Origin of the sequence: Bacillus sp. SM2101, from assembly GCF_018588585.1 — a bacterium.
Classification (GTDB): Bacteria; Bacillota; Bacilli; order Bacillales; family SM2101; genus Nanhaiella; species Nanhaiella sioensis.
The window spans coordinates 17090-42258 of the sequence record NZ_JAEUFG010000018.1 but is presented as its reverse complement, the minus strand read 5'-3'; the positions used below and the strand labels follow the sequence as shown (position 1 = coordinate 42258).

The following is a 25169-nucleotide window of genomic DNA, read 5'->3' as shown; positions in this document are numbered from 1 at the left end:
ATTAACCGCCTCCTACAAAATGTACAATCTCAATTCTGTCATTATCATTTACTTGTGTATCTTTATGATCCTGCTTTTGTAAAATAGTAGAGTTAATTTCAACAATAACAATGTTATCCTCAAGCTCGAAGTGGGCGAGTACATCTGATATATTTTCTAAAGTATCAGGTACATCAACCCGATCACCATTAATAAATAACTTCATTCTCACACTCCTTTCACTAACAACATTGTCTAATCATAGATTGTTATTTTCATATTTTCTAGCTCGGTGTTGATTTGCGTACAACATTCAATCTGTTTGCGTAAGCTAGCTGTATATCTCATCAACAAAACATACGGAAAAAGAACCTATATTTAAAAACCCAATCATTTTAACGATCAATTCGAAAATGGTGTATTAACTCATGATCAAGATCGATTCCTTCAACTAAATCAGCAGTAACTTTGCCAGTTATAGGGGCTAACAAAATCCCATTACGATAATGCCCTGTAGCTATAATTAAGCCCTCCACATGCGGGTGCTCCCCTAACAAAGGCATACCATCGTGAGTTTGAGGACGAATGCCTGACCATGTTTTTTCAAATTGAGTGTTGATGATTTCTGGTAAAATGATCGAAGCTTTCTCTATTAGACTACAAACGGAACCCGTAGATACTGTCGTATTGAATGTATTTGGGTACATTGTTGCTCCAATAATTATTCTTCCACCCTTTTTTGGAACTAGGTAACAATGATGAGAAAAGATTGTTTGTGTTAACAGAGGTTTGTCAGTCTTGACAGCTAAACATTCCCCTTTTACTGGATAGCTAGGCAATGACAACCCAGTTTGCTTGACAACCATGTCCGTCCAAGCACCGCTAGCTACAATAATCCGTTCGGAATGGAATTCACCCTCGTTTGTCACAACACCTTGGATTCTATTGTTTTTTATGATTAATGAATAAACATTTGTTTCCTCTTTGATCGTAGCTCCTAGCACCCTTGCTGCCCTAAAAAATGCAATCGTTAAATCATGAGCGGACACTTGGCCATCTGTAGGTATACTCATAGCTCCTCTTACAATTGAAGACAGTGAAGGTTCATATGCTCTCACTTCTTCAGATGTTAAATATTCAGTTTGTTCCCCAATATTTTTCTGCAATTGAATAATGTGTTTTAATTGCTGCTCCTCTTCTTCACTTATTGCAATCTTGAGCATTCCTTTGTTCACATATCCAATATGGACGTTCGATTTGCTTTCTAATTCCTCGATCGTTGTAGGAAACATGCTCCTGCTTTTTTTAGCTAATTGAAACAGTGGCCCATCCTCAGTTAATTCCGCTTGAGCTGCTAACATCCCTGCAGCAGCACCAGAAGCTTTACTACCTAATTGATCTTTCTCAATGACCAGCACATGGTGCCCTCGCTTTGCTAGATGATAAGCGATTGAACCACCATTTATACCCCCACCAATAACGATGGCATCATACGTTTTCTTCATGTAATCATCTCTTTCGATAACATTTTTGAATATTCCTTTACTGCTTCTATAGGCGTTTGGGCTAATAATACGCCTGACAATACTGCCACTCCATCTACTCCTCTATCTATCAGTTCAGGAATATGAGATGGTTTAATTCCTCCAATGACAATTAAAGGTATAGATAGCTGTTTTTTTAATTCTTCGACGCTATCAACCCCTTTAGCTATCACTCCTTTTTTGGAGGAGGTAGGATAAATATGACCATATATCACATAGTCAGCCCCTTGCAGTTCTGCTTCAACAGCCTCTTCTAATGAATGAACAGACTTCCCAATGCGAAGTTTTGGAAATGCCCTTTTCACATCGCCTACTGATAAGCTATGATATGCTAGCTGAACACCACCAACTTCAGCAATTGAAGCAACATCAATTCGGTCATTTATGACTATTTTATTAAGTGGTACACTTCGTTGAATTAGTTGATTAATCGTTTGGTATAAGTCTCTCGCTGACATTTGTTTTTCACGTAAATGTATAGCAGTTGCAAAAGGATGAATCTCACTAATAATCGAAACAAACGTGTTGATTGATTGTGTCCCAGTTGAAACAATATGTAGCTCTTTGTTTGCCATAAGACCTCCTTGTAAATAAATTTAGTCAAGTATTTGAGCTTAGTTTATTCAGCTCTAGACATTACTCACTAATAAACGGTCTCACATATCAAGATGAGGAATGTACCAACTTAAATTTACTTAGCAATCCAAACGGCTCATCGATATTGAGAATTACCCATATACTATAATTTGTGTCCTAGACGTGATTGGCAAATAGGAAAATAACAATATTGAAATGTACATGCCGCCAGCAACAGTCATAAGCATAAGCAACTAAAAAACCCACTCTTGCGTAAGAGTGGGTTTACATGTATCGAATGCATGAATAGTTGACGTTATTAATCCAATTCATGAATAATATGTCTCACACCTATTTCATAAATTAAGCATGAAGACAAAGTCATTATCACATGTTGTCCACTTCCCTACGCTGGTGTCAGCCAGATCAGGTTCAAAGGGTCTGGAAACAAGCTTCCATCTCAGTCTTTAATCAGACTCCCCTAGTGTTAATATATTTAGTTAGGCTGTCTCATACTTTCCTAAGAAAGCCTTTAGTTATTTCTTTTCATAGTATAACACATGTACTAGATTTCTCAATTAATATATATGACAGTTGAGTGAATATCATGACTCACAGCTTTTTACAAGGTATAAAATTTTTATAGTCTTTAGAGAAGAAGAGATTTCCTGAACTTTAGTTATAATCGTTTTTAGAAAAGCAAAAAGGAATATCATATCAACTTTTCACATTTAAACGATGGGGATTTCCATCGCGAAACTGTACTAATTTAATAAGAAAGCAACAAATTTCACGAAATAAACTTACTATTCAACTACTACAGCTGTTCCGAATGCAATGATTTCAGAAGCACCTGTCATCACATTAGATGTTTCTAAGCGTAAACATATAATGGCATTCGCCCCTTTACTTTTTGCATCTTCTACCATTCTGCTAATCGCCCGCTGCCGAGCCTCATCCATGACTTCTGTATATTCTTTAATTTCTCCTCCAACAAGTGTCTTAAGCCCTGCCATGATATCTTTACCAATATGCTTCGTTTGCACAGTATTTCCTCTAACAAACCCTATTAATTGTTTGATCTCTTTCCCTGGGACAAAATCAGTAGTTACTAAGATCATCTTGATCTTCCTCCTTTTTTTCTTTTAAACGTTCAAAAATTAACATGACAAGTAACATGATTAAAATAACAAAAGCACTACCAAAAAAATACAAACTTACTTTGAATTTAATTAAGAGAAATACAAACCCAAGTATTTGAAAACATATGATTAAAGTAATTAAACAATATTTAAGCACACTCAATACAAACCACCTCTAAAAAATATAGTTTTGTGAACAAGTATTAAAAATGTGTTAATCATGTATAATACGAATGCCCCTATCAAATAGTTCAAAGAAAAAACAAAAAGCCCCTATGAAGAATAATCCACATAAGAGCTCGATGAGCATGTAAGTTGTTATTAATATTGTTAAAAGAATATTATTGTTTTTTAAGTTTCCATTTGTTAAATTCTAAAAATTCTTTAAAATCATTTTTCGAAACACCAGAATCCATTGCCTCTCTTACAAGGTTTATCCATTCAGAATCAAGATCTTCATCGGGTATTTCATCTTCATCAAACAATAATGAATTGACTGAAACATCTAAAACCATTGAAATTTTTTCTAAAAACTGAACAGAAGGATTTGACTGGAGATTGCGCTCTAAAGAGCTTAAATATGATTTTGCAACCCCGGCACGATCAGCCAACTCTGTTAGTGATAATTCTTTTTGTAATCGGTATTTTTTCACGCGTTCCCCTATCATTTTTTCACCTACTTATTTCTTTCTATGTTAGAGTTAAAATGTTTTATTGGTTATCTAAATTCATTGGACATAAAAACTATTCGAATTATTTCTCCGTATATATTCATTTACTAAACATTTTCGCATATATGTTTTAGTATACCATAGAGCAAGAGATGATTGTTTCATAAAATCATAACAACTTAAAGCACAGTAGATTTTTTCAATTATGCTTGTTTGACATCTTTTAAGAAATTACGTATTTCCTCTACAGGTAAACCAATTTCTAATGCTGTAAGAATTAAATCAACCCACTCCTCATCGAGCTTTACTTGCTGCTTTGTATTACTCATTTTTTCCCCTCCACAATAGTTTTCTTTGTTATATACTTTGTTGCTATATATCCTCTTCCCTGAACATCTCAAAAAATTTTTTTCCATAGGAATTACCTAATAATAAATTTTCTCTTATGTCCCGCATTTTTCTTCGTAATAACAACAAGGCTGTAGGCAAAAATCCTCTGTCAGTCATCATTTTTCTTTTGTGCCTGAACAATTAAACGATGAGTAGGATTCTTAATAGGATCGCAGGTAATTAACGTAATATATGAATCATCTCCTAGATTAGAAAGAACAGACATATCAGTTGGTAAAACTACTATCTTATTAAAAACAGAATACACATGATTATCAGTAAGGGTTTGAATGACTATCTCATCCCCACTTTCAAGTTCATCTAATCTATTAAAAAATTTTCCGTAAGTATAACTTCGGTGTGCTGCGATAGCAGCGTTACCTTTTTTACCTATAGGAGCCGTTTCAATTAAATGACCAGCAGCATATTTCAAGTCTTTATCTGAAGACCCCTCAACAATCGGTAGAATTAACTCAATTTTATTAATTGAAAGCGTACCTATAACGTCGAGATTTTCACTTTCTAATACTTTATCTGGTTGACTTTTAGTTATCTTTCCAGAGTCAATTGTCTCACCTTTGTTTAATACTTGATTTACCGCCTGGTAATTACTTTGTAAGTTATCATCTATCGTCACTGGTGATACTTGTTTGAAGGACTGTAATAACTTTTGTTGATTGTAAGAGTTATAAAAATTATTCACTTTTGGATAAGCAATAATTAAGATACCAAGAAAAACAAAACAAATATAAAATTTTTTCATGAATCTCCTTCTCCACCAACGGTTAAATCATCTTATTTGTTCTTACTGATAAAATACAACATGTTTAATACTTGTCATACAACAGACAAATCACTCATATTCTTAATAAAGAACAATAAATTGATAGCTATTCTTAGTCTCAAATCGAAAGAAGCAAAGACTTATATACAAGCCCCCTATATTGTTTACTTGAGCAATTCGATGAATTCTTTAAATTTTTTTACTTTTTCCTTATCAATATCAACTTGAGAAAACTCTAATGCTAATGCTAAAACCTCATTATCTATTTCTTTATGTATATACTTTTCATCATTTGGACTGATAAGTTTTTCAACATTCACATTAAGTGCTGCTGCAATTTTACAAATTATTTCTATACTAGGGTTCTTCTGTATGCCTCTTTCAATGATACTTAAATATGATTTAGAAACACCCGATAGTTTAGAAAGTTCTGACAATGAAATCCCTTGCATTATTCTTATCTCTTTTACCTTACAACCATCCATTTATTTTCCTCCTTCGGCATTTTTTCTTTAGTGAGCACCATCTCCCTTTCTCTACTCAATACATCTTATCTTGTTGTTGTATAATCTCTAGGTTCTTTTTATACAATGATAATTTCAAATATTTTTTTGTTACCTCTGAAAGGTCTCCAATAACCTCATCACTTACTAAATGGTAAACAATCACATGCTCATATCCTTTTATTCCTATTTCACACCTTTCATCGATACTTCCAAATACATTTATTTCTTCTTTAAATATATCTAAGTTAATTTTTAAAATTATTTCTTTACTCACAGGAAATTTCAAATCACAAACAAAAATTAACCCATCATCTTGAAAAGAGATAATTTTAATAGCTGCACTTTTCGTTTGGATAGACTGATTTCTATATCTCACAATTGATACAACCCCACTAGCAGGTTGTTGTATGCTTATCGGTAACAAAAAATTCACCTCCAAAAAAGGACATTATAATCCTCAAAACTGTTCTCCTTAATGAATTTTAAGTTCTTTATAAAGAATTATATATCTAGTATAAATCGAACCACATAAAAAACGCAACTTAATTTTTGGTGCTAATTACCATAATTCCATTCCAATGATGACAAAAAAACATAAAAAATATTGCCAATTTACTCCAATAAAAAAGAGCGGCTCTAAGTCGAATTATCGACTTAGAGTCGCCCCAATAGCTGTCTAGTTTTAGCTTTATCCTTATAACCTTCCTTTTATAGGTTATTTTACTACATGAATTGTTTTATCAATATGATCATGAAGCTCATCCTTTTTCATATGGACAGTCACTTTATACTCACCGATGGTATCAAAGGTTTTTAGCGCCTTATATTCTCCAGCGTCACCTTCAATAGCGTCAATATAATCATGCTTTTCTTGACCGTCCTGCCAAACTTCAAACTGAACCTCAGCTTTTGATAATGGATTATTATCTAATTGGAGATGTGCCGTTAATGCTACTTCAGTATTTAATTTCACATTATCCATTGACATAAAATGAATTTTGAGTCCTTCACCATGATTTCCTTCTTCATGGTCGCTAGATTCACTTTCCATGTTCTCGTGACTATCTTCATCGCTCATATCCATGCTCTCACTTGAGTCATCATTCATTACGCTTTCGCTCTCTTGCTGAACATCAGCCGAACCGACTGTTATATCTTCCGTAGGCATAGTATGTAATCCTCGTGCTGTAACATGTGCAGTAACAGCATAAACACCTGCTTCTGAAAAAGTTTTGTTAATAAAATAAACTCCGTCTCCTTTGAGCTTTCCCTCTACTTCCTCTGATTCCTCTTCATCCATTTTTTTAATTTCAAAGGTCACACTATCAGCATCATTAACAAAACCTTCTCCCTGTGTTACTGTTGCGGATATTTCAACTTCATCCTGTGGATTAATTACAGCTGGCTTCGTTTGAATTACTACCTCAATCAATTCCAATTGTACATGTGGCTCCTCTGTTTTAGAACAACCAACTAACCCTATGATCAATACTGCAACTAATACAAGTAACTTCTTCATTATTTAATTTATCTCCCCTTCTATCATTGATAAGTCCATTATTACCAATTTTATTATGTAAAAAATATCTAACAGTCATTTTACAATAAAATTGTGTTAGATCTGTGAAATTAACGCAAATGTATTTCTTTTTTCACAAATAGAAATTGTTATCATCTTTGATTGTTATATTTCACCCATAACAATAAACAAGTTAACAACTAAAGTTAGTTGTCTACAAAACAATGACAACAGTATAAAACAACTTCAAAAGCTTGGTTTCAGACCTTTCCTATCAAAAATAAAGAGTGATGATGACAAAATAGTCGATCATCTATTTGAGAAAGGTCATTTATCGTTACCTTTCAACATTACCTTTATTATAAATAAAACTGTGTATCTTTTACTTTTTCTAAATGTTCAGATATTAACTTGGTTTCTTTATATATGTAATTCATTAAGACTAATATACACGACAAAAAGGAAATTGACATATCGTTGATGATATGTCAATTTCCTTTTTTTGTCTTACAAATCAATATTATTGTTGTTCATTTGTTACTAGATCTTTCGACTTTCCTTCTACCAAAATAGGCTCTTTTACCATTTCTTCCTTTAATTCGTCTAAACTATTTTTTATATTTCCTTTTCCTGAGAAATTCTCAATTAAGTTTTTGACATCAATACCAGAAGAGGCCTTTAGGGATTCCTGTAGTGTTGACATCAAATCTGTAGCATAGCCTGTTACTTTGTTGGCACCACCATTTTCTCCACTACCTGTGTCAACGACAGTGATTTTATCGATATTTGATAATGGACTTGCAACTTCCTTCGCATATTGTGGAAGCATGCTAATAATCATATCAAGTGTTGCTGCTTGACCGTACATTTCAAATGCTTCAGCAATTTTTTGTTTCGCTTCTGCTTCTGCAAGACCTTTAAGACGTGTAACTTCTGCTTCTGCTTCCCCTTGTGCACGTTCTGCATCTGCTTTTGCAACACCGTCAATTCGTACTTTTTCCGCTTCTGCTCTTGCCATCGCTTCAATACGGTATTTTTGTGCATCTGCTTGTGCAATTTGTTGAGCTTTTTCCGCTTCTGCCGACTGCTCTACAGCATAGCGATCAGCATCTGCTTTCTTTTTCACCTCAGAATCATATTGCTTCTCTCGACGTGTTATTTCTTTTTCTTCAAGCTCAATTTGCTTTTGGCGCTCTATAATTCTAATTTGCATTTGTTGTTCTGTAACTTCCTGTCTAGCACGTGCTTCCTCTAAATGATACGCTTGGTCAGCCCGTGCTTTCGCTATATCCTGCTCTCTACGGTAATCAGCAATATTCATTTGATTCTCTTTTTCTGCTTCAGCAATTTCTGTTGCACGTTCTAATTCAGCTCTCTGAGCATCTTTATCTGCTTCTGCACGCTTGATGCGTGTTTCTTTGTCTGCTTCTGCTGTCGCGATGTCAGCATCACGTTTTACTTGTGCAATACGAGGTTTACCTAATGATTCTAAGTAGCCATTTTTATCGCGTACATCTTTAATCGTAAATGATACGATAACTAAACCCATTTTTGCTAAGTCTTGAGATGCTACCCGTTGAACCTCTTGAGAGAATTTTTCCCGATTCTTGTAAATTTCTTCTACAGTCATAGATCCTAGTATAGAACGAAGATGTCCTTCTAATACTTCTCGTGCTTCATTTTGAAGTGCATCCTTTGTTTTCCCAAGAAACTGCTCTGCTGCTGTTGCAATTTCTCCAATTGTGCTTCCAATCTTAATAATCGCTGTACCATCTGCCATAACAGGAACACCTTGTTCCGTATATACTTCAGGTGTTTGCACATCTAGTTTACTAGATAACAAGCTTAGCGGTTCGGATTGTTGGAATACTGGTAATACAAATGTACCTCCACCACGTACTATTTTTATTTTATTGCCACCTTCATCGACATTAACATTTTTACTCCCTAAGTAGCTTCCAGTAACGATAAGTGCTTCATCTGGACCAACTGTTCTGTATCTGCTAACAAATACAGCAATTAAAGCAAGAATTAATAAAACTACAACTCCTATTACGATAAATATTGTGCTAAGACCACTCATATTATCTCCTCCTCTATTATTTTCTATCTTACAATAAATTTATTTTTAAAACTCATAATTTTCCTCATAAGGTGCTACTTGTAATACGCCGGATTTGACATCAATGATAATGACTTGCTGTTCAGAAGCAATCGGCTTTTCATCAAAGCTCTGTGCAGATTTTGCGATATTGCCACTCTTACCTTCTAATATTACCTCTCCATAGCCACCTTTTGGAATTGAAATAATAACCTTACCAATTCTCCCCTTTAAATCGTCTTCAGATATAGTAATGGAACTTTCAGCTGACTTTAATGGTACAAAAACAAATAAATGCAAGATGATTGAACAAACAAGAGCCGTAACAAAAGATATAATTGCTGAAACAATACTTGTAAGGGAAGTTAACCTTTCTAATAAGTATCCTGCTGCACTAAAAATAGTGAAAAATGATAACAACAAAGATGGATTTAAATATCCTCCGGGATCAACATCCAATATTCCATCAAGAATATCACCAAATAAAATATAAATAACCGTTAATATGCCTCCACCGATTAAACAATACAAATAAATAGTTTGTAAGGGATATCCCATAACCTCCATCATTTTTTCCTCCTTTCTTTAGGCTGCCTAATTAATAATACGATCTTATGCAAGAATAGTTTCAAAATTCTTTAATATTTTGATTAGAAGCAACCAAAGTGAATAATCCCGGAATCCTATTTTCAATTCCATCATCTGAATCATATGGCATCGCCCATTTGATTCCCTTTTCTTCTTCTAAACAGTTTATTATGAAGCCAGCTTGTGAGACAGCTGTCACGACTTCTCCTATATTCCACCTGCGAATCTTCACTTTGTTTAACGTGTTACGATGATTTTCAGGTAATAAGACCCGATATGCAACATCTTCGTCTATTACTTCTTCTTGAAAATAATCTCCCGCAGCTTTCAGTTCATTTTCTCCTTGGAGCAACTTCGATACGATTGGGTGATAGTCTCTAAGTATCAACTTCCCCCCATATTTGAGTGATTGGAAGACAAGCTTAAATAAAGGTTCTAAATCAATGAAATAGTGCAGCACTCCTAATTCTAGCAAAATGAAATCGTTCTCTGCTAGCTTTTTTTCATCTGGAATTGCTAATACATCTGAAACGATGTACTTGATGTTCACATTAGCTTCGTATGCCAACTCTACTGCATATTTTTTATTTTCTTCTGAAATATCAACAACGGTTACTTCAGCACCTAATAATGCAAAACACACAGCATTATTACCTTTAGATCCTAATAAATTTGCTAGCTTTTTACCTTTTACGTCACCCATAAACCTTAAGTAGTGAGATACTTTATTTTCTGGATTTTTCTTTAACCGTAAAGCGTACTCTTTCGGTGTGCCATATCTTGCAAACCAAGCTTCGTAAGCTTTCTCATTCCATGCCATTTGATTATAGAAACTAACTACATCCTGTTTTATTTCGTATCCCCCCATTCTACTAAGTTTAATAATATTCGTCATGTTGCTGTTTTAATCCTTTAACTTTTTTCAAGTCGAAAATATTAGGTTTCTTTAATAACTTTATTGCAATTTTTTTGCTGTTTTATTCGATTGTCATTTTTATAAAAAACACAGATTCAATTCTAGTGGCATAATAAGTATATTTCTTAGCACGAAAATAGTCTCAATTATTGCCACTGCTTAAATTAGTAAAAGGGTCTTTTCTATTTAACGAAAATGGAAAGAAAGGTGGGCTTGGTTCGAGCCTCTTTATTTGATGGTAGAAATGATATCAAGAATGCTATACGTAATCGTGTTTATCCTTTAGTAAAAAGTAACAATTTATGCAAAAACAACTTTGTACAATGTCGTTTTGCAGATAAATGGACTATTGCGATAAAACAGTCTAATATAGAAGTACATAAAATAATTGTAGGGAGATTTGTGCATTGAAGGATCGTAAGTGGTATCAATATTTGCTGTTTTTATTCGCAGCATTAGTATTATGGAAATTTGTAGATAATTATGAATTGGTGAAGCTGACGGTCTCTTCATTTTTATCGTTACTCTCTCCATTTTTTGTCGCCTTTGGAATTGCTTATTTATTAAAGGCGCTAGTTGATTATTTTGAAGGAAAGTTCAAAGTAAACCGCATTATAAGTATTACTACTGTTTATTTGTTATTCTTTTCATTTATAGGCTTAATCTTCACTTTTATAACGCCAATTATTATTGATAATATAGGTAACCTAATTAGCAACCTACCTAAATATATAGAAGATACAAACAAATGGATAACAAAATATATCGTTGAGAATGAACTGTTAGAAAAATACGGTATTACGTCTAATGTAAATACATATACTAATGATCTATTTTTGAAAATTGGGGAATATACTAGTTTGTTTTTAAATAAGCTTGCTGACTGGTTAATATCCCTTACATCCACAGCTTTCAATATTTTAATAGGAATTATTATTTCGATCTATATGCTAAAAGACAAAGAGGCTTTTGGTGCCGGAGCAAAAAAATTGGTTAAAGCATTACTCTCTGAACGCTATGCGAAATCTGTTCTACAATTTTTCAGTCATTTAGATGAAGTTTTCTCAAAGTTTCTAGTTGGAAAATTGTTAGACTCCCTTATTATAGGAATATTATGTTTTATAGGACTTTTAATATTAAATGTACCGTATGCACTATTAATCAGCTTAATTGTAGGTATTACTAATATGATTCCATATTTTGGTCCATTCATTGGAATGGTACCAGCTGTTATCATTACATTATTTAGTGATCCAATCCAAGCACTATGGGTAGCCATTTTCATCTTTGCACTTCAGCAATTTGATGGTTACTATTTAGGACCAAAAATTTTGGGTGATAAAGTTGGCTTAAGCCCAGTATGGATCATTTTAGCTATTATAATCGGTGGTGGTACATTTGGTGTAATAGGGATGTTCATTGCAGTACCAATTGTAGCCGTCATGAAAACTACGCTTGAAGATTTAGTAGAAGCTAGGTTATCTAAATAAGAACAAATACCTTAACATCAAGTAGTTCAGTTGGATTATAATTAATAATTTCCAATATGAACTACTTTATTTATGTTAACGATTATTTGTTTTAACATCGTTGCATCCTCTAATTCACGTATGCTTTATAAGCCATGTAATAATATCTTCATACACCTCATCCCGGTTTGTTTCATTCAACATTTCATGCCGTCCATCTTTATATAACTTATAAGTAACGTCTTCAATACCTGCTGCCTTATACGCTTCATATACTTTCGATACACCTTTCGAAAAATTACCCACGGGATCCTTTGCACCCGAAAATAAGTATATCGGTAAATCTTTTCGTATTTTTAAAATATTATCTTTTCTATGAATAACCTCAAGCCCTGTTAATAAATCATAAAAGAAACTAGAAGTAAATACTCCACCACATAAAGCATCGTCAACATATTTATCAACTTCTTGTTGATCCCGGGATAGCCAATCAAAATCAGTTCGTGTCGGTTTAAATGATTTATTATAGCTACCAAAAGAAAGTTTATCTAACCGTTTGCTACGGTGACGCAGTCCTTTCCTAGTCATTTCGCTTTTTGCTAATCTCGCCCCAATTTTCCCCAAGATTCCAGGGTCGCCGCCAGTCCCAGAAAGTATTACACCGGTGATCTCTTCACCATGTAATTGTATAAATCTTCTAGATAAAAACGATCCCATGCTGTGACCAAATAAAAATATTGGAAGTTGTTCATGTTGTTCCTTGATCAGGTTTGTGAGATAAAACATGTCCTCTACAACTAAATCAAAGCCGTTTCTATCTGCAAAATATCCAATGTCCTCTTCATTATTTGCAGTTTGTCCATGACCTCGATGATCATTGCCATAAACAATATATCCCTCATTGACGAGCGCCTGAGCAAATTTATCATACCTCCCAATATGTTCTGCCATACCATGCGCAATTTGGACAATTCCTCTTCGGTACTCGGATAGTTCAGGAATCCATTTTTTAGCATAAATCTGCTCACTATCGGTTGCTGAATAAGTAAAGGTTGCAACGTGCATCATAACATCCCCTCGGCAAAATTTTCACTTTGTTATATTTTATTTTGACTACACATAGAATTAATCCTTCTAATCAATTAAAATATATGCAAATAACATAATATTTCATTAGCTTTAGTTATATTTAAGGCATACTGCTTTTCCTTATGAAATCATATGAGAAATATTATGAATAGGAGCGATTGTATGACAGGTTATTCTTCTAAAAACCATTCATATAAAGGTGTACTAGGTGATATGGAATCGTTCGTTGATCATATAAGTGACGTACTTCAATGCCCTATAACCATTGAGGATGCTAACCACCGTTTAATAGCTTATAGCACACATGATGAACGAACAGACCCAGCAAGAATTAAGACAATCATTGGAAGAAGAGTTCCTGAAAAAATTATTAACAGTCTATGGAAAAACGGTGTAATTCCTGCTTTATTAGCAGGGGACGAACCGCTGCGTGTTAAAAGTATCAGTGAAGTAGGTTTAGGATCACGTGTCGCAATTTCGATTCGCAAAAACAAAGAAGTATTAGGCTTTATTTGGGCATTAGAAGTAGAGAATCCCCTAGCTGAAGATGACTTGGTTTATTTACAACAAATGGCACAATTAGCAAAGAATCATCTGTTACAGCTCCAAATTCGTAAACAACAAAACAAAGAGGGCTATCAAGAATTTTATTGGAAGTTATTAACTGGTCATATGTTATCAAAGGATGAAATCGACCAAGAGTTCTTTCAATTACAACTAAATCCACCTAAATTATTTTCAATCATCGTATTTCAATTTGAAAGCAGTATTGATCATAATGTAGAAAAAAACATTACATATATTTTAACTACGTCACAACGTGTAAAAATTATTTTTTACACTATTGATTATAATAAATTAATATTATTCACATCACCTAAGGAAGAGAACAACGAGCAAAAACATGGACTGACTAACTTTATCGAACTTTTTATAAAACTAATGAAAGAACGCTTCAACGTCACAAATATTATTGGAAGCGCAGGACACATTTATGATAAGTATGAAAAAGTTGAAACCAGCTATAGAGAAGCGCTAAATGTACTTGATCTAAAGGAACGTTATCCTAATGAAATGAATAAGATTTTAAGTTACCAGGATATTGGCATCTATCAATACTTTGATATTTTATTAGAAAAGAAACGTAAGGATGGTATTGAGAATCATTCAATAAACAAGCTTGTAGAATATGATCGCCAACAAAATAACCACTTACTTCAGACATTAGAAGCTTATTTAGATTTTGACGGGAATATTAATGAAACAGCAAAACATCTCCATATTCACGTCAACACATTATCTTACCGATTAAAACGTATTTCAGCGATTGGCGATATAAATCTAAAGGATCCCATCCAAAAACTTACCCTCTATATCGAAATGAAATTAAGCCGCTTAATGTAAGGGTCTGCCCCTCACTACCTAAAGTTTTTAAAGTAGTGAGGGACAGACCTCAAACCATTTGTGGAAATCCACAAATGGTCAATTTTACATTTTTGTTTTTACACAAAGAAAAAATATTTTTTTACATTTATACTAACCTTAAATATATGATCATGTTATTTAGTGACATTTATCAAGGGGGATAAAAGGATGATTATAGGGGTACCTAAGGAGATTAAAAACAATGAGAACCGTGTTGCAATCACTCCAGCTGGAGTTATAGCATTAACGAATGCAGGGCATAGTGTATTAGTTGAAATGAATGCAGGCGTTGGAAGCGGATTCACAAATGAAGATTACAAAGCATCTGGCGCACAAATAATTGATTCTGCTCTTAAGGTATGGGACAGCGCAGATATGATTATGAAAGTCAAAGAACCACTTCCTTCTGAATACAATTACTTTCGCGAAGGCTTAATCTTATTCACATACCTTCACCTTGCTGCAGAACCAGAACTTGCACGAGCTCTTGTTGATAAAAAAGTAACAGCGATTGCTTATGAAACAGTTGAAGTAAATCGCACATTACCGTTATTAACACCGATGAGTGAGGTTGCTGGGCGCATGAGCTCACAAATAGGTGCGCAATTCTTAGAAAAACCGAAAGGCGGAAAAGGTATTCTCCTCGGTGGAGTTCCAGGTGTTTCACGCGGAAAAGTTACTGTCATCGGTGGTGGCGTAGTCGGCACAAATGCGGCAAAAATTGCTGCTGGACTTGGTGCTGATGTAACGATAATTGATTTAAGCCCAGAACGTCTTCGCCAATTGGATGACCTTTTCGGAAATAGCATACAAACTTTAATGTCGAATCCGTTAAATATCGCAGAAGCAGTAAGAGAATCCGATCTAGTTATCGGGGCTGTTTTGATTCCTGGTGCGAAAGCTCCCAAACTAGTTACAGAAGACATGGTTGCTACGATGAAACCAGGTTCTGTTATTGTTGATGTTGCAATTGATCAAGGTGGGATTTTTGAAACAGTTGACCATATTACAACACATGATAATCCAACATATACGAAACACGGCGTTGTCCACTATGCAGTTGCAAACATGCCTGGTGCTGTACCGCGTACATCTACGATCGCTTTAACGAATGTAACAGTTCCGTATGCGTTACAAATTGCTAATAAAGGCGTCGGAAAAGCAATCGCAGATAATACGTCTTTAAAACTTGGTGTGAATGTTGCGAACGGTTCGGTAACATATGAAGCAGTCGCAAAAGACTTAGGATACGAGTACATTTCAGTTGATCAAGCACTCAATAAAGAATTAACAACTATTTAACAACAGATGTATATATAAAAGACAGAGGACGACTTATTAATAGGTCGTCCTCTAGTAGTAGCCAAGGTAATTGATCTTTTGTTTGTAATGTATTACATACAATAACAGCAAGCTAAGCCTTCTGTTCATCTGAAGCATATGGATAAAAAAAATAACAACCCCTAGTATAGATCTCAGTCTCAGGACTTAAGAATGTATGCACATTCTTTTGTAGTTAGCTCCATCAATACATCATTCTTAATGTTACCCGAGCGATAGCTTGTTTAATTGTGAATCGATGAGGTGATATGGTAGTTATAAAAAATCCTCTACTACATGCAAATGTCAATTTTATTGTATATACATTTCATGATGCTTTTTAATTAGTCCCTTCTTCTTCATCGATTTTATAAATTTTTTAGAGCCGACTGAAATAGGCGTATTTTTTAATGTAACGATGCCAAGTTTCCTAACCGGTATATCTTCCTGCAAGTTCACTTCATAAAGTAAGTTTTGTTCTAACTCTTCAGTAACAAACTCCTTTGTCACGAACCCAACCCCTAGACCAATTTTGGAACATTCAATGAGCAAGTCTACACTCCCTAGTTCTATTTCAGGTTCAATAGTTAAGTCATGTTTTTTAAACAAAGCTTCTATAAACTTCCTAGAGCTACTGTTTTTAGAAAATGTAATGAGTGGATAAGTCAAAAGCTCTTTTAATGATACTTCATTTTTTAATAACTTCTTATACTTTGAACTTACGACGAAACAGCTATGAATATTAATGAACTCGGTAACGTCCACTTGATTATCTTCGATTGGCAAGTGGACAATCCCTAGGTCAATTTTCCCTTTTTTTAACAACTCAATAATATTAGGTGTCGTCCCGTGTTTTAATTGAATTTGAACTTGTGGATACTTGTCAGTAAACGTTTTAATATGAGGAAGTAAATAATGTTTACATAAAGAATCACTGCTTCCTATACTTATTTCTCCACTCATTAAATTTTTTAATTCATTAACTTTTTTCTCACCTTTTTCAATAAAATGAAAGGCTTGCTCTACAAAATGAAATAACATTTCCCCTTCTTTGGTTAACCTAACTCCTTTTGATGTTCTTACAAACAGTAATGTATCTAACTTCTCCTCTAATTGTTTTATTGAATGACTAACGCTAGGTTGTGTTAAAAACATTTTTTTTGCTGCAAGTGAAAAACTTTTTTCTGTTGCAGTAATATAAAAAACACGATACAAATCTAAATTCTCAATAATATAAATCACCTCTATACTTGCTATAAATAACATTAATTATATTTATAGCTAGAAGTTAATTATAATATACAAAACGGGAAGCGACATACGTGTAAGATAAAAAATTATTATATGAGGTGAGTGCAAAATATGAAGAACTCATTATTAGACATGAAGGCTAGGTCTCCTTGGTCCTCATTAAAAGACAAAAATGTAATAAAGATTTCTCCAAAAATCGGTAACGTAAATGGTATAGTAACGATCCCAGGTAGTAAAAGCTTTACTAATAGAGCATTGATTTTAAGTGCTTTAGCTACTGGGAAATCTGTCATTTCAGGTGTACTAAAAAGTGATGATTCGTATTGGTGCCTAGAAACATTGCGTAATTTAGGGGTAGGCATTTCGATTAATGATGATATAGTGTCAATCGAAGGATTAAACGGCATGTGGTCAGAAAGAGGTGAACCTCTATACATCGGTGCTGCTGGCACCATTGCAAGATTTTTACCAGGTGTGTTAGCGATAGCCAATAAGGGATCTTGGGAAATACATGCTAGCAAAAGAATGAGTGAGCGGCCTATAAAGCCATTAATAGATGCGCTATTACAAACGAAGGCTAGCATAAAATACTTGGGACAAGAAGGATACTATCCTCTAATGGTAAAAGGATCAGGCTTTAAAGGAGGAAATATTCCAATTTCGGGTGCATTATCAAGTCAATTTATTAGTGGTTTATTGTTAGCTGCACCTTATGCAAAAGAAACTGTTAACATAGCAATATTAGATCACATTGTTCAAAAGTCCTATGTAAATATTACACTTGATTTAATGGAAAAATTCGGTGCAGAAATTCAATATGATAAAAACCTTAGCCATATAAAAATTGAGCCAAAGAGATATGTAGCTCAACACATTCATATAGAGCCCGACATATCTACAGCAAGTTATTTCTTAGCTTTAGCTGCGATAACTAATGGAAGAATACGTATACCAAATATCAATTATCAAACGAAGCAGCCTGATATTCAATTAACTGATATTTTGGCTCGTATGGGCTGTAAGGTGACAAAAGGAGCTAATTTTATCGAAGTACAAGGACCACCGAGGTTAAAGGGAGGCTTCGAAATTAGCATGAAAGAGATGTCAGATCAAGCATTAACCGTTGCAGTAATTGCACCGTTTGCTGACGGACCAATTACCATTAAAGAAGTAGCTCATATTAGACATCATGAATCAGATCGAATAAATGCCATTTGTACATCTCTTTCAAAACTAAATATTAAAGTGACAGAATTTGAAGATGGTTTGACTGTCTATCCAGGAGAACCAACCCCAACATTATTACAATCTTACGATGACCATAGAGTCGCCATGGCTCTATCACTGATTGGCTCTCGTGTTGAAGGAATTATGATTGAAAATCCGGGATGTGTTTCAAAAACATGTCCAACTTATTTTGATCTATTAAAAGAGCTAGGACTAGGTGTATCTTAGACCGTATAATGGTATTTACCAAAGGCAGTTTCTGCATTAATTGTTGTTTTTCGCTAAAGAAATAAACTCATATGGCATCATCTCTCTTCTAAAAACCATATAAATCATATAATACACATCGGTTGTCAAATTTGAGTGAACAAAGCAACAAAAGTTTACGAATAGCGTTATTAACTATTATATCGTAAGGTTCGGTTAATACCTCAAACAACTGTAGTCATTCAGTACGTCTAGGAACAGAAGCTCCTTTCGTTTTTATTAAATGGGGTGAGATTCGATAAAGTAGCCGAGTAGAACCTGGCTTATCTCAACCCCCTTCAAATGTAATGTGCGCCAACAGGTACTAAATTTAGCTCTCTGGCCCAAACAGATAGTTGACCGAGATGATGAATTTCATGAACAATGACATGGTTTAAAATTTCTAGCTTCGTAAATTCCTCGTCATCCCACGACACAGTAACATGTTCATCATCTAACCATTGTGAGTTTTTCTCAATAAAGCCCTCAATGTCAGAGCGACAGGCATATGAAAGTGAAATAATGTTCTCAAGCGTATAATATTTTTTAAATTCTATCACCTTATCCTCTTCACCTTGAATTGCACGAATTCAACTGTACTCAACATCAATAATGTGAAATAACGTATAAAGAATGCTCCCAACGCCTCCAACACGATCTAATAATAAATCTTCAGCAGTTAATTGCTTACACCAATTGAACCATTCATCTCTTACGTGCCAATTGTATTTGAATAAATGATATATGTTACTTGACACCACGTTTATTAGCTCCAATCTATAATTTATAATCTATTAAGTTAAATATTTTTTGCATGCTACGTCAAACTTTAATATATTGTAATTACGTCAAGTATAAACTGAGGTGAATAGTCATTGAAAAAAATAGCTATTATCGGAGCAATGCAGGTTGAGATTGACCTGCTCAAAAAAGAAATGGAAATCCTCGTAGAACACAAAATTGCAGGTTTTTCTTTTTATGAAGGAACTCTTTTTCATCAGCCTGTTATACTTACTCGCTGTGGAGTGGGCAAAGTAAATGCAGCTTCTTGTACACAGATTTTAATAGATAAGTTTGAGATTGACGCGATTATTAATACTGGCGTGGCTGGTAGTTTACGAGATGATATAAAAGTTTGTGACATTGTTGTTTCGTCAGATGTAACTCATCATGATGTGAGAAGTTCTCAAATGAAAAATCTTTTCCCTTACCAAGAAGCATTTTATGCAAATAAACAACTAATAGACTGCGCGATTACAACCTGTGATTCACTAAAATCGACAGCATATCATATAGGTAGAATTGTTAGCGGCGAATGTTTTGTTGAAGACAGTAAAATAAAAGAAACCATCATTGATACATACTCACCTGCTTGTGTTGAAATGGAGGGTTCATCAATTGGTCATGTAGCCTTTTTAAACAATATCCCATTTCTTATCATTAGGTGTATATCCGATAGTGCTGATGAACAAGCTTCATTATCATATGATTCCTTTGAAAAAATTGCAGGAGAAAAGTCTTCAACGATAGTAATGAATATGATAAAAAATATATCATCTGTAGTAATGTAACTGGTATGAAGCAGCTATGTCTAAATCGATTTAAACTTACATTTTAACATTAGCTAAAATAATACCATATAAATTGATTATAAGGCCCACCTGTAGAGGTGGGTTATATAATGATGGTTATTTTTCAAACTATAACAAAAAAATGAGAGCAGGGTTAAAACGTTAAATTTTAGTAAAAATGATCAAAATAGCAGTCATTTAAACAAAACCAAAGTAAGTGTTAATTTTCATCTGAGAGAATGGGTATTATGACACATTGTACACCTTTCTATCTCTCATTCAAATATTGTACAAAAAAATCTTCCAACGACAAGGAACCATATTTAGGAGCGATCATATTTTGAATCACCCCTTGATAAAAAAATAAAAATATACCGTATTGTTGCTTATTTATCATTTTATAAACTTTTAACATGGGTGGAAATAACACTGCTGGTAAGTATGTTATCTTTTCTTTTTCTCCTATAACTTTAAAAGCTATTTTAGCAATTTGTTGATGGGTTAATATTTCAGGCCCCCCTACATCCAAAACCTCATTAGAATAGAGTTCAAAAGATTCCACACAAAATTTTGCCAAGTCTTCCCCGTGAATAGGATTTAATTTATTCATTCCCTTACCAATTAAAAAAGCTCTACCTTTTAAAGCTAAATTGACAAATTCAGTCATATCAGAAAAATACCCTGTTGGCCTAATAACTAAATGCGCCAATTTAGAACTGATTAACTCTTTAGCAAATTTTTCTTTCGCTTCTGTCATAGGTCCTTCAAAAACATCACCACGGAATACGTGAATATACATAAATTTTTTTACATTGCTTTTTTCTGCTTCCCTCAATAAATTGGTATTGCCTTGATAATCAACTTCGTGAAATGTTAAACCATCCCTTTGCCTTGTAATGCCAACTGAAGAAAAAACATAATCTATTCCTTCACAGATCCCTTCAAGCGTAATTGGATTCGTAACCTCAGCGGTTATAACACGATCCACTTCTTTATCAATTGCAGGTTCCATATAATTACCTCGTCGTTTCAGTTTATCTTTATTCCTAACTACGACACTTACATGATAACCTTCTTTTTTTAAAACCTTTACTACATGACGTCCTAAAAAACCAGTTGCTCCAGCAACTAAAACTTTCTCCATCACTTCCACCTCCAACAATCTCATCAATTTAAGAAGACCTATATTTAAATTTCACAAAAAGCGAATAACGATAAAAACCTATTTATAGTTCTTTAACAACACATTTATAAACTATTCATAAAATATGAGCATACTCATATTTTAATTTTTTTGATATTGTCAAAATATTAAAACTTTGAACTACCCACCACTTATCAGACCTTACGGTCATGATTGAAGTGGGGGATTCCTAAGTACGGAAACCTAACGGCTTCTAATTGATTAGGCTATTCCCGTAGTTCCTACGGTTAAGAGACGAATTGCTTCGTTTCTTAGATTTTTTCCTGCGTTAATATCTCTATCATGATGGGTTCCGCATGATGGGCAATCTCATACACGTAAGTTTAGATTCTTAACGTCTTTGTTTTTGAAACTACAACTAGAGCAAAGTTGACTTGAAGCGAATGTTTTAGATACTACGATGACTTGTTTACCATACCATTTCGCTTTGTATTCAAGCATTGTACGAAATTTCGCCCAAGACACTTCACTAATTGCTTTTGCTAGATTATCATTTTTAAGCATATTGCTGACTTGCAAATCTTCAATGCCAATAATGTCGTGGCTTTTGACAATATCAGTAGATATTTTTTGCAAGTAGTCGTTTCTAGCATTTGAAATTTTTTCTTGCAGACGAGCTACTTTAATCCGTTGTTTATTCCAATTAGACCCACCTTTTGTGCGTCTTGAGAAAATACGCTGAGCATTTGCTAACTTCCCTTCTAGAGTTTGAAAGAATTTAGGGTTTGAATATTCTGTTCCGTCTGAAAGAATAGCAAACTGTTTAAGTCCCATATCAACGCCAATGGCTGAGTTTGTTTTTTCTAAAGACTGAACTTCAACTTCTGCAAGAAGAGAGACAAGGTATTTCCCACTCGGATTACGTCTAATCGTTACATTGATAATACGACCGTCAACATCTCGATTTTTTGCAAACTTAACAAGTCCAAGTTTAGGTAATTTAATTTTGTTATCGACAATGGCAATGTTTCCATTTGTATATTTGGTTGTGTACGATTGGACTTTATTCTTTTTAGATTTGTATCTAGGGATGTCATTTTGCTTTTTGAAAAAACGGTTAAAAGCATCCGAAAGGTTGCGTAGTGAGGATTGTAGTGAAATGCTATCAACTTCTTTAAGCCATTGCAAATCCTTTTTCAACTTTGTTACTCCGTAGAACAAGCGCCGTATGCTAAACCTTTTCCAGTCTGTTTGTATGTTTCATTCCATGCAGCTAAAAAATGATTGAACACAAAACGACTACAACCAATGGTTTTTAGCAATTAATATTTCTTGTTCTTTAGTGGGGTAGATACGAAATTTAAAGGCTTTGTTGACTAGCATTTTCTTCACCTCACTTATCTATTAATTAGGTTAATTATACCATATTAGAAGTGAGTTTTTGGCTTACGCCAAACGCCATTCATCACCCACTTAACCTTCACTCGCTTCGCATTGTTTTGGTTTGAAGTGGAGGTCTTCTGTCTGGGGTGATAAAACGTCTCATTACTCTCATATTTTATGCACACTTGAATTTTCACTATGTGCAAGTGAAAAATTATTTTTACTGTGCTTGCTTTTTTTGTTACTTATTTGAAGTGGGAAGTTGTTGCATAAAGGGTGTTTTCACATTGATTGTTGCTTTTTCTACTATGAAATACACACGAAGTTTACGAAAAAAGCATACAAAAAAAACCTCCTTATAAAAGGACGGTTTTAATTTTTCACAATCATAGAAGTACGTGGTAAATGGATAACTATATGTTTTGTTGTTAATATAAACGCCTTTTTTAATATGAGCTAAACACATTTTGCACCTTTTTTCCCCTAAAGACGTTACTCATATATAAGTGAAAAAAAGCACCATGTTAGCAAAGTAAATGGCTAGTATTCAAAAACATCTACCATAAAAGATGTTTAAAGTACTTTAAATAATCATCGATACTGTCGATTAAATAACATGTTAAATATAGTAAATGCTAGAAAAAATAATGAGAGAATAACACCCCACCTAATAGTTAACCGTGAATTATTATTTTTTATGAAAGTTTACCTTGTTTACTAATTCTTCTTTATTAACTTTATGTAGTTGATTCAATAATTCAATTTGGAAGCTGCCAACACCATTCATACCTTGTTTCTCATAAGCTACTTCTGCAGCAACACAATAATATGCCACTGCCGATACCGCTGCTTTAACAACATCCTGTTCTACTGCTGCAAAAGCACCAATCACTGAAGTGAGTAAACAGCCTGTTCCTGTAACTTTTGTTAACATTTGATGACCGTTGTTCACTGTATAAGTCGTCTTTCCGTTTGTAATGACATCACTTTGTCCTGTAATGACAACTGTTGTATTCAATTTTAGTGCTGCTTTTTTTGCTAAATCTACTACATCACCAGCACCTTCTCCAGCATCTACACCTTTTATATTCCATTTTTCATCAATGACGTTTGCAACCTCAGCGGCATTACCACGTACGATTGCTACCTGTACTTCGTTTATAATACGCTTAGCTGTTTCTGTTCGATACGCTGTTGCTCCAGCACCAACTGGGTCAAATACGACTGGCACACCATGTTCATTTGCTGATTTTCCTGCTATAATCATTGCTTCAATCTCAGTTTCGTTTAAGGTTCCGATGTTTAAGACGAGTGCACCTGCTATTTTTGCCATATCCGCAACTTCCTGCTTTGCATATGCCATCACTGGCGATGCTCCAACTGCTAACAACCCATTAGCCGTAAAATTAGTAACGACAACATTAGTAATATTATGCACAAGTGGCTGTCGTTCTCTTACTTTATTTAAGGCTGAAACAATACTTGCAATTTCCATACTGTAAATCCTCCTTTAATATCATTTAATTGTACCTCACATCTGTAATTGGAAAATATGGATACTGGTTACTTATGATATAAGCAACAGAAATCATCGTAACAAAGTAAATGACAAATGATATATCAAATTTGGAAAACGATATGTGATAGTAATATGTTCTATTTTCCACTTGTGAAAATCTCTTTGCTTCCATTGCTACTGCAATGCGGTGTGCACGACGAATACTTTGTGACAACATCGGTATAGCATAAGAACGAAGTTTTTCATAAAAACCTTTCATCCCACGCTTTGATTCCACTCCCCTAACTTTCATTGCATAGCGTATTGTTTGAAACTCATCGATCATGATTGGGATAAGGCGCAGGCCAGCCATAAAACTATAAGCGTATTTTGGTGAGAGCTTCAATTGCTGCATCAACGAATAAAAAAGGAAAACCGGTCGAGTCGTCAAAGCAAATGTGATGCCAAGGCAAGCAAAGGTTAATGCTCGAAATCCTATATGAAGCCCACGAAAGAAGCTCTCTTCTGTAATATGAACAAGTCCCCATTTAAACCACGTCGTATCCCCCTTACCGAAGAAAATCATTGACGTTGCTGTTGTAACAAAAATAAATATAAAAGGTATGAAAATAAGCAATACCCTTTTCAATGGATGGCCAGAAAATAGTATAAACAATATTAGTGTAATAATTGTATAATTGATCATAAAGTTAATGTTATGGATTAATAAAACTGACAAAAATAATATCATCATGGTGATCAATTTTAAACTAGGATTAATTTTATGAAGCCAAGTTTCTTTATAGGTAAAATCAAATTGCATGACTTCC

The 25169-nt window shown here is 34.1% G+C and carries 23 protein-coding genes, 2 pseudogenes and 1 riboswitch; of the genes and pseudogenes, 5 read left to right on the top strand and 20 right to left on the bottom strand.

Annotated elements, in window-relative coordinates; all coding sequences use genetic code 11:
* Window position 1 precedes the first annotated feature (1 nt).
* From thiS to JM172_RS16555, 13 genes are all read right to left on the bottom strand, one after another.
* On the bottom strand, window positions 2–205 hold the full coding sequence (gene thiS, locus JM172_RS16615) for a sulfur carrier protein ThiS (RefSeq protein ID WP_214483497.1): 204 nt from the start codon (window positions 203–205) through the stop codon (window positions 2–4).
* A 169-nt stretch (window positions 206–374) separates the two neighbouring features.
* Window positions 375–1484 carry a glycine oxidase ThiO gene (gene thiO, locus JM172_RS16610; protein WP_214483496.1) on the bottom strand — a complete coding sequence of 370 codons (1110 nt, stop codon included), beginning with the start codon at window positions 1482–1484 and terminating at the stop codon, window positions 375–377.
* Window positions 1481–2098 carry a thiazole tautomerase TenI gene (gene tenI, locus JM172_RS16605; protein ID WP_214483495.1) on the bottom strand — a complete coding sequence of 206 codons (618 nt, stop codon included), beginning with the start codon at window positions 2096–2098 and terminating at the stop codon, window positions 1481–1483. Before tenI ends, thiO begins: the two co-directional genes overlap by 4 nt.
* Window positions 2099–2485: 387 nt before the next feature.
* Window positions 2486–2592: riboswitch (TPP riboswitch) on the bottom strand.
* A 313-nt stretch (window positions 2593–2905) separates the two neighbouring features.
* Window positions 2906–3220, bottom strand: coding sequence for a YbjQ family protein (locus JM172_RS16600; protein WP_214483494.1), 315 nt, complete (start codon window positions 3218–3220; stop codon window positions 2906–2908).
* A gap of 362 nt (window positions 3221–3582) precedes the next feature.
* The gene (locus JM172_RS16595) at window positions 3583–3909 is read right to left on the bottom strand and encodes a helix-turn-helix domain-containing protein (RefSeq protein WP_214483493.1); all 327 of its coding nucleotides are present in this window, start codon (window positions 3907–3909) and stop codon (window positions 3583–3585) included.
* A gap of 206 nt (window positions 3910–4115) precedes the next feature.
* Entirely contained in the window at window positions 4116–4241 is a 126-nt protein-coding gene (locus JM172_RS16590) for an anti-repressor SinI family protein (RefSeq protein WP_214483492.1), read from the bottom strand.
* A 170-nt stretch (window positions 4242–4411) separates the two neighbouring features.
* Window positions 4412–5005 (bottom strand): class D sortase, encoded by a 594-nt coding sequence (locus tag JM172_RS16585; protein ID WP_214483491.1) that lies wholly within the window; start codon window positions 5003–5005, stop codon window positions 4412–4414.
* A gap of 245 nt (window positions 5006–5250) precedes the next feature.
* Window positions 5251–5571: a helix-turn-helix domain-containing protein gene (locus JM172_RS16580; RefSeq protein WP_214483490.1), complete on the bottom strand. Its 321-nt coding sequence runs from the start codon at window positions 5569–5571 to the stop codon at window positions 5251–5253.
* A 55-nt stretch (window positions 5572–5626) separates the two neighbouring features.
* Window positions 5627–6016 (bottom strand): hypothetical protein, encoded by a 390-nt coding sequence (locus JM172_RS16575; protein WP_214483489.1) that lies wholly within the window; start codon window positions 6014–6016, stop codon window positions 5627–5629.
* A gap of 291 nt (window positions 6017–6307) precedes the next feature.
* Window positions 6308–7111, bottom strand: coding sequence for a FixH family protein (locus JM172_RS16570; protein ID WP_214483488.1), 804 nt, complete (start codon window positions 7109–7111; stop codon window positions 6308–6310).
* A gap of 520 nt (window positions 7112–7631) precedes the next feature.
* Window positions 7632–9194 carry a flotillin lipid rafts scaffold protein FloT gene (locus JM172_RS16565; RefSeq protein ID WP_214483487.1) on the bottom strand — a complete coding sequence of 521 codons (1563 nt, stop codon included), beginning with the start codon at window positions 9192–9194 and terminating at the stop codon, window positions 7632–7634.
* A gap of 45 nt (window positions 9195–9239) precedes the next feature.
* Window positions 9240–9779 carry an NfeD family membrane protein gene (locus JM172_RS16560; protein ID WP_214483486.1) on the bottom strand — a complete coding sequence of 180 codons (540 nt, stop codon included), beginning with the start codon at window positions 9777–9779 and terminating at the stop codon, window positions 9240–9242.
* A 61-nt stretch (window positions 9780–9840) separates the two neighbouring features.
* Complete coding sequence (locus JM172_RS16555; RefSeq protein ID WP_214483540.1) at window positions 9841–10653, bottom strand: class I SAM-dependent methyltransferase; 813 nt, start codon at window positions 10651–10653, stop codon at window positions 9841–9843.
* A gap of 470 nt (window positions 10654–11123) precedes the next feature.
* Between JM172_RS16555 and JM172_RS16550 the strand changes: the two genes are divergently transcribed.
* A complete protein-coding gene (locus tag JM172_RS16550; protein WP_214483485.1) occupies window positions 11124–12206 on the top strand; it encodes an AI-2E family transporter in 1083 nt (360 codons plus the stop codon).
* A 114-nt stretch (window positions 12207–12320) separates the two neighbouring features.
* On the opposite strand, the gene JM172_RS16545 is transcribed toward JM172_RS16550, so the two are convergent.
* Window positions 12321–13250: an alpha/beta hydrolase gene (locus JM172_RS16545; protein ID WP_214483484.1), complete on the bottom strand. Its 930-nt coding sequence runs from the start codon at window positions 13248–13250 to the stop codon at window positions 12321–12323.
* Between the two features lie 186 nt (window positions 13251–13436).
* Here JM172_RS16545 and JM172_RS16540 point away from each other — a divergent pair, with 186 nt between their 5' ends.
* Window positions 13437–14678 (top strand): PucR family transcriptional regulator, encoded by a 1242-nt coding sequence (locus JM172_RS16540; RefSeq protein ID WP_250886720.1) that lies wholly within the window; start codon window positions 13437–13439, stop codon window positions 14676–14678.
* 189 nt (window positions 14679–14867) lie between these two features.
* Entirely contained in the window at window positions 14868–16001 is a 1134-nt protein-coding gene (ald, locus tag JM172_RS16535) for an alanine dehydrogenase (RefSeq protein WP_214483483.1), read from the top strand.
* Between the two features lie 330 nt (window positions 16002–16331).
* Here the strand turns inward: ald and JM172_RS16530 are convergent, their stop codons facing one another.
* Window positions 16332–17261, bottom strand: coding sequence for a LysR family transcriptional regulator (locus JM172_RS16530; protein WP_352223685.1), 930 nt, complete (start codon window positions 17259–17261; stop codon window positions 16332–16334).
* A 120-nt stretch (window positions 17262–17381) separates the two neighbouring features.
* Here JM172_RS16530 and aroA point away from each other — a divergent pair, with 120 nt between their 5' ends.
* Window positions 17382–18725 carry a 3-phosphoshikimate 1-carboxyvinyltransferase gene (gene aroA, locus JM172_RS16525; RefSeq protein ID WP_214483482.1) on the top strand — a complete coding sequence of 448 codons (1344 nt, stop codon included), beginning with the start codon at window positions 17382–17384 and terminating at the stop codon, window positions 18723–18725.
* 317 nt (window positions 18726–19042) lie between these two features.
* On the opposite strand, the pseudogene JM172_RS16520 reads toward aroA, so the two are convergent.
* Window positions 19043–19489, bottom strand: a pseudogene (locus JM172_RS16520) (DinB family protein).
* A 129-nt stretch (window positions 19490–19618) separates the two neighbouring features.
* Between JM172_RS16520 and JM172_RS16515 the strand changes: the two are divergent.
* Window positions 19619–20314: a 5'-methylthioadenosine/adenosylhomocysteine nucleosidase gene (locus tag JM172_RS16515; RefSeq protein WP_214483481.1), complete on the top strand. Its 696-nt coding sequence runs from the start codon at window positions 19619–19621 to the stop codon at window positions 20312–20314.
* Window positions 20315–20582: 268 nt separating this feature from the next.
* On the opposite strand, the gene JM172_RS16510 is transcribed toward JM172_RS16515, so the two are convergent.
* From JM172_RS16510 to JM172_RS16495, 4 genes and pseudogenes are all read right to left on the bottom strand, one after another.
* The gene (locus JM172_RS16510) at window positions 20583–21458 is read right to left on the bottom strand and encodes an SDR family oxidoreductase (protein WP_214483480.1); all 876 of its coding nucleotides are present in this window, start codon (window positions 21456–21458) and stop codon (window positions 20583–20585) included.
* A 261-nt stretch (window positions 21459–21719) separates the two neighbouring features.
* Window positions 21720–22841: pseudogene (gene tnpB, locus JM172_RS16505) on the bottom strand (IS200/IS605 family element RNA-guided endonuclease TnpB).
* A 688-nt stretch (window positions 22842–23529) separates the two neighbouring features.
* A complete protein-coding gene (thiM, locus tag JM172_RS16500) occupies window positions 23530–24336 on the bottom strand; it encodes a hydroxyethylthiazole kinase (RefSeq protein WP_214483479.1) in 807 nt (268 codons plus the stop codon).
* A 25-nt stretch (window positions 24337–24361) separates the two neighbouring features.
* Entirely contained in the window at window positions 24362–25162 is an 801-nt protein-coding gene (locus tag JM172_RS16495) for an energy-coupling factor transporter transmembrane component T family protein (RefSeq protein WP_214483478.1), read from the bottom strand.
* Window positions 25163–25169 lie beyond the last annotated feature (7 nt).

Bases quoted from the DNA above. Each gene is read 5' to 3' on its own strand.
- thiO (WP_214483496.1), bottom strand. From the start codon at position 1,484: ATGAAGAAAACGTATGATGCCATCGTTATTGGTGGGGGTATAAATGGT.
- JM172_RS16580 (WP_214483490.1), bottom strand. From the start codon at position 5,571: ATGGATGGTTGTAAGGTAAAAGAGATAAGAATAATGCAAGGGATTTCA.
- aroA (WP_214483482.1), top strand. From the start codon at position 17,382: ATGAAGAACTCATTATTAGACATGAAGGCTAGGTCTCCTTGGTCCTCA.
- JM172_RS16590 (WP_214483492.1), bottom strand. From the start codon at position 4,241: ATGAGTAATACAAAGCAGCAAGTAAAGCTCGATGAGGAGTGGGTTGAT.
- ald (WP_214483483.1), top strand. From the start codon at position 14,868: ATGATTATAGGGGTACCTAAGGAGATTAAAAACAATGAGAACCGTGTT.
- JM172_RS16570 (WP_214483488.1), bottom strand. From the start codon at position 7,111: ATGAAGAAGTTACTTGTATTAGTTGCAGTATTGATCATAGGGTTAGTT.
- thiS (WP_214483497.1), bottom strand. From the start codon at position 205: ATGAAGTTATTTATTAATGGTGATCGGGTTGATGTACCTGATACTTTA.
- JM172_RS16540 (WP_250886720.1), top strand. From the start codon at position 13,437: ATGACAGGTTATTCTTCTAAAAACCATTCATATAAAGGTGTACTAGGT.
- JM172_RS16565 (WP_214483487.1), bottom strand. From the start codon at position 9,194: ATGAGTGGTCTTAGCACAATATTTATCGTAATAGGAGTTGTAGTTTTA.
- tenI (WP_214483495.1), bottom strand. From the start codon at position 2,098: ATGGCAAACAAAGAGCTACATATTGTTTCAACTGGGACACAATCAATC.
- thiM (WP_214483479.1), bottom strand. From the start codon at position 24,336: ATGGAAATTGCAAGTATTGTTTCAGCCTTAAATAAAGTAAGAGAACGA.
- JM172_RS16595 (WP_214483493.1), bottom strand. From the start codon at position 3,909: ATGATAGGGGAACGCGTGAAAAAATACCGATTACAAAAAGAATTATCA.
- JM172_RS16495 (WP_214483478.1), bottom strand. From the start codon at position 25,162: ATGCAATTTGATTTTACCTATAAAGAAACTTGGCTTCATAAAATTAAT.
- JM172_RS16600 (WP_214483494.1), bottom strand. From the start codon at position 3,220: ATGATCTTAGTAACTACTGATTTTGTCCCAGGGAAAGAGATCAAACAA.
- JM172_RS16560 (WP_214483486.1), bottom strand. From the start codon at position 9,779: ATGGAGGTTATGGGATATCCCTTACAAACTATTTATTTGTATTGTTTA.
- JM172_RS16510 (WP_214483480.1), bottom strand. From the start codon at position 21,458: ATGGAGAAAGTTTTAGTTGCTGGAGCAACTGGTTTTTTAGGACGTCAT.
- JM172_RS16545 (WP_214483484.1), bottom strand. From the start codon at position 13,250: ATGCACGTTGCAACCTTTACTTATTCAGCAACCGATAGTGAGCAGATT.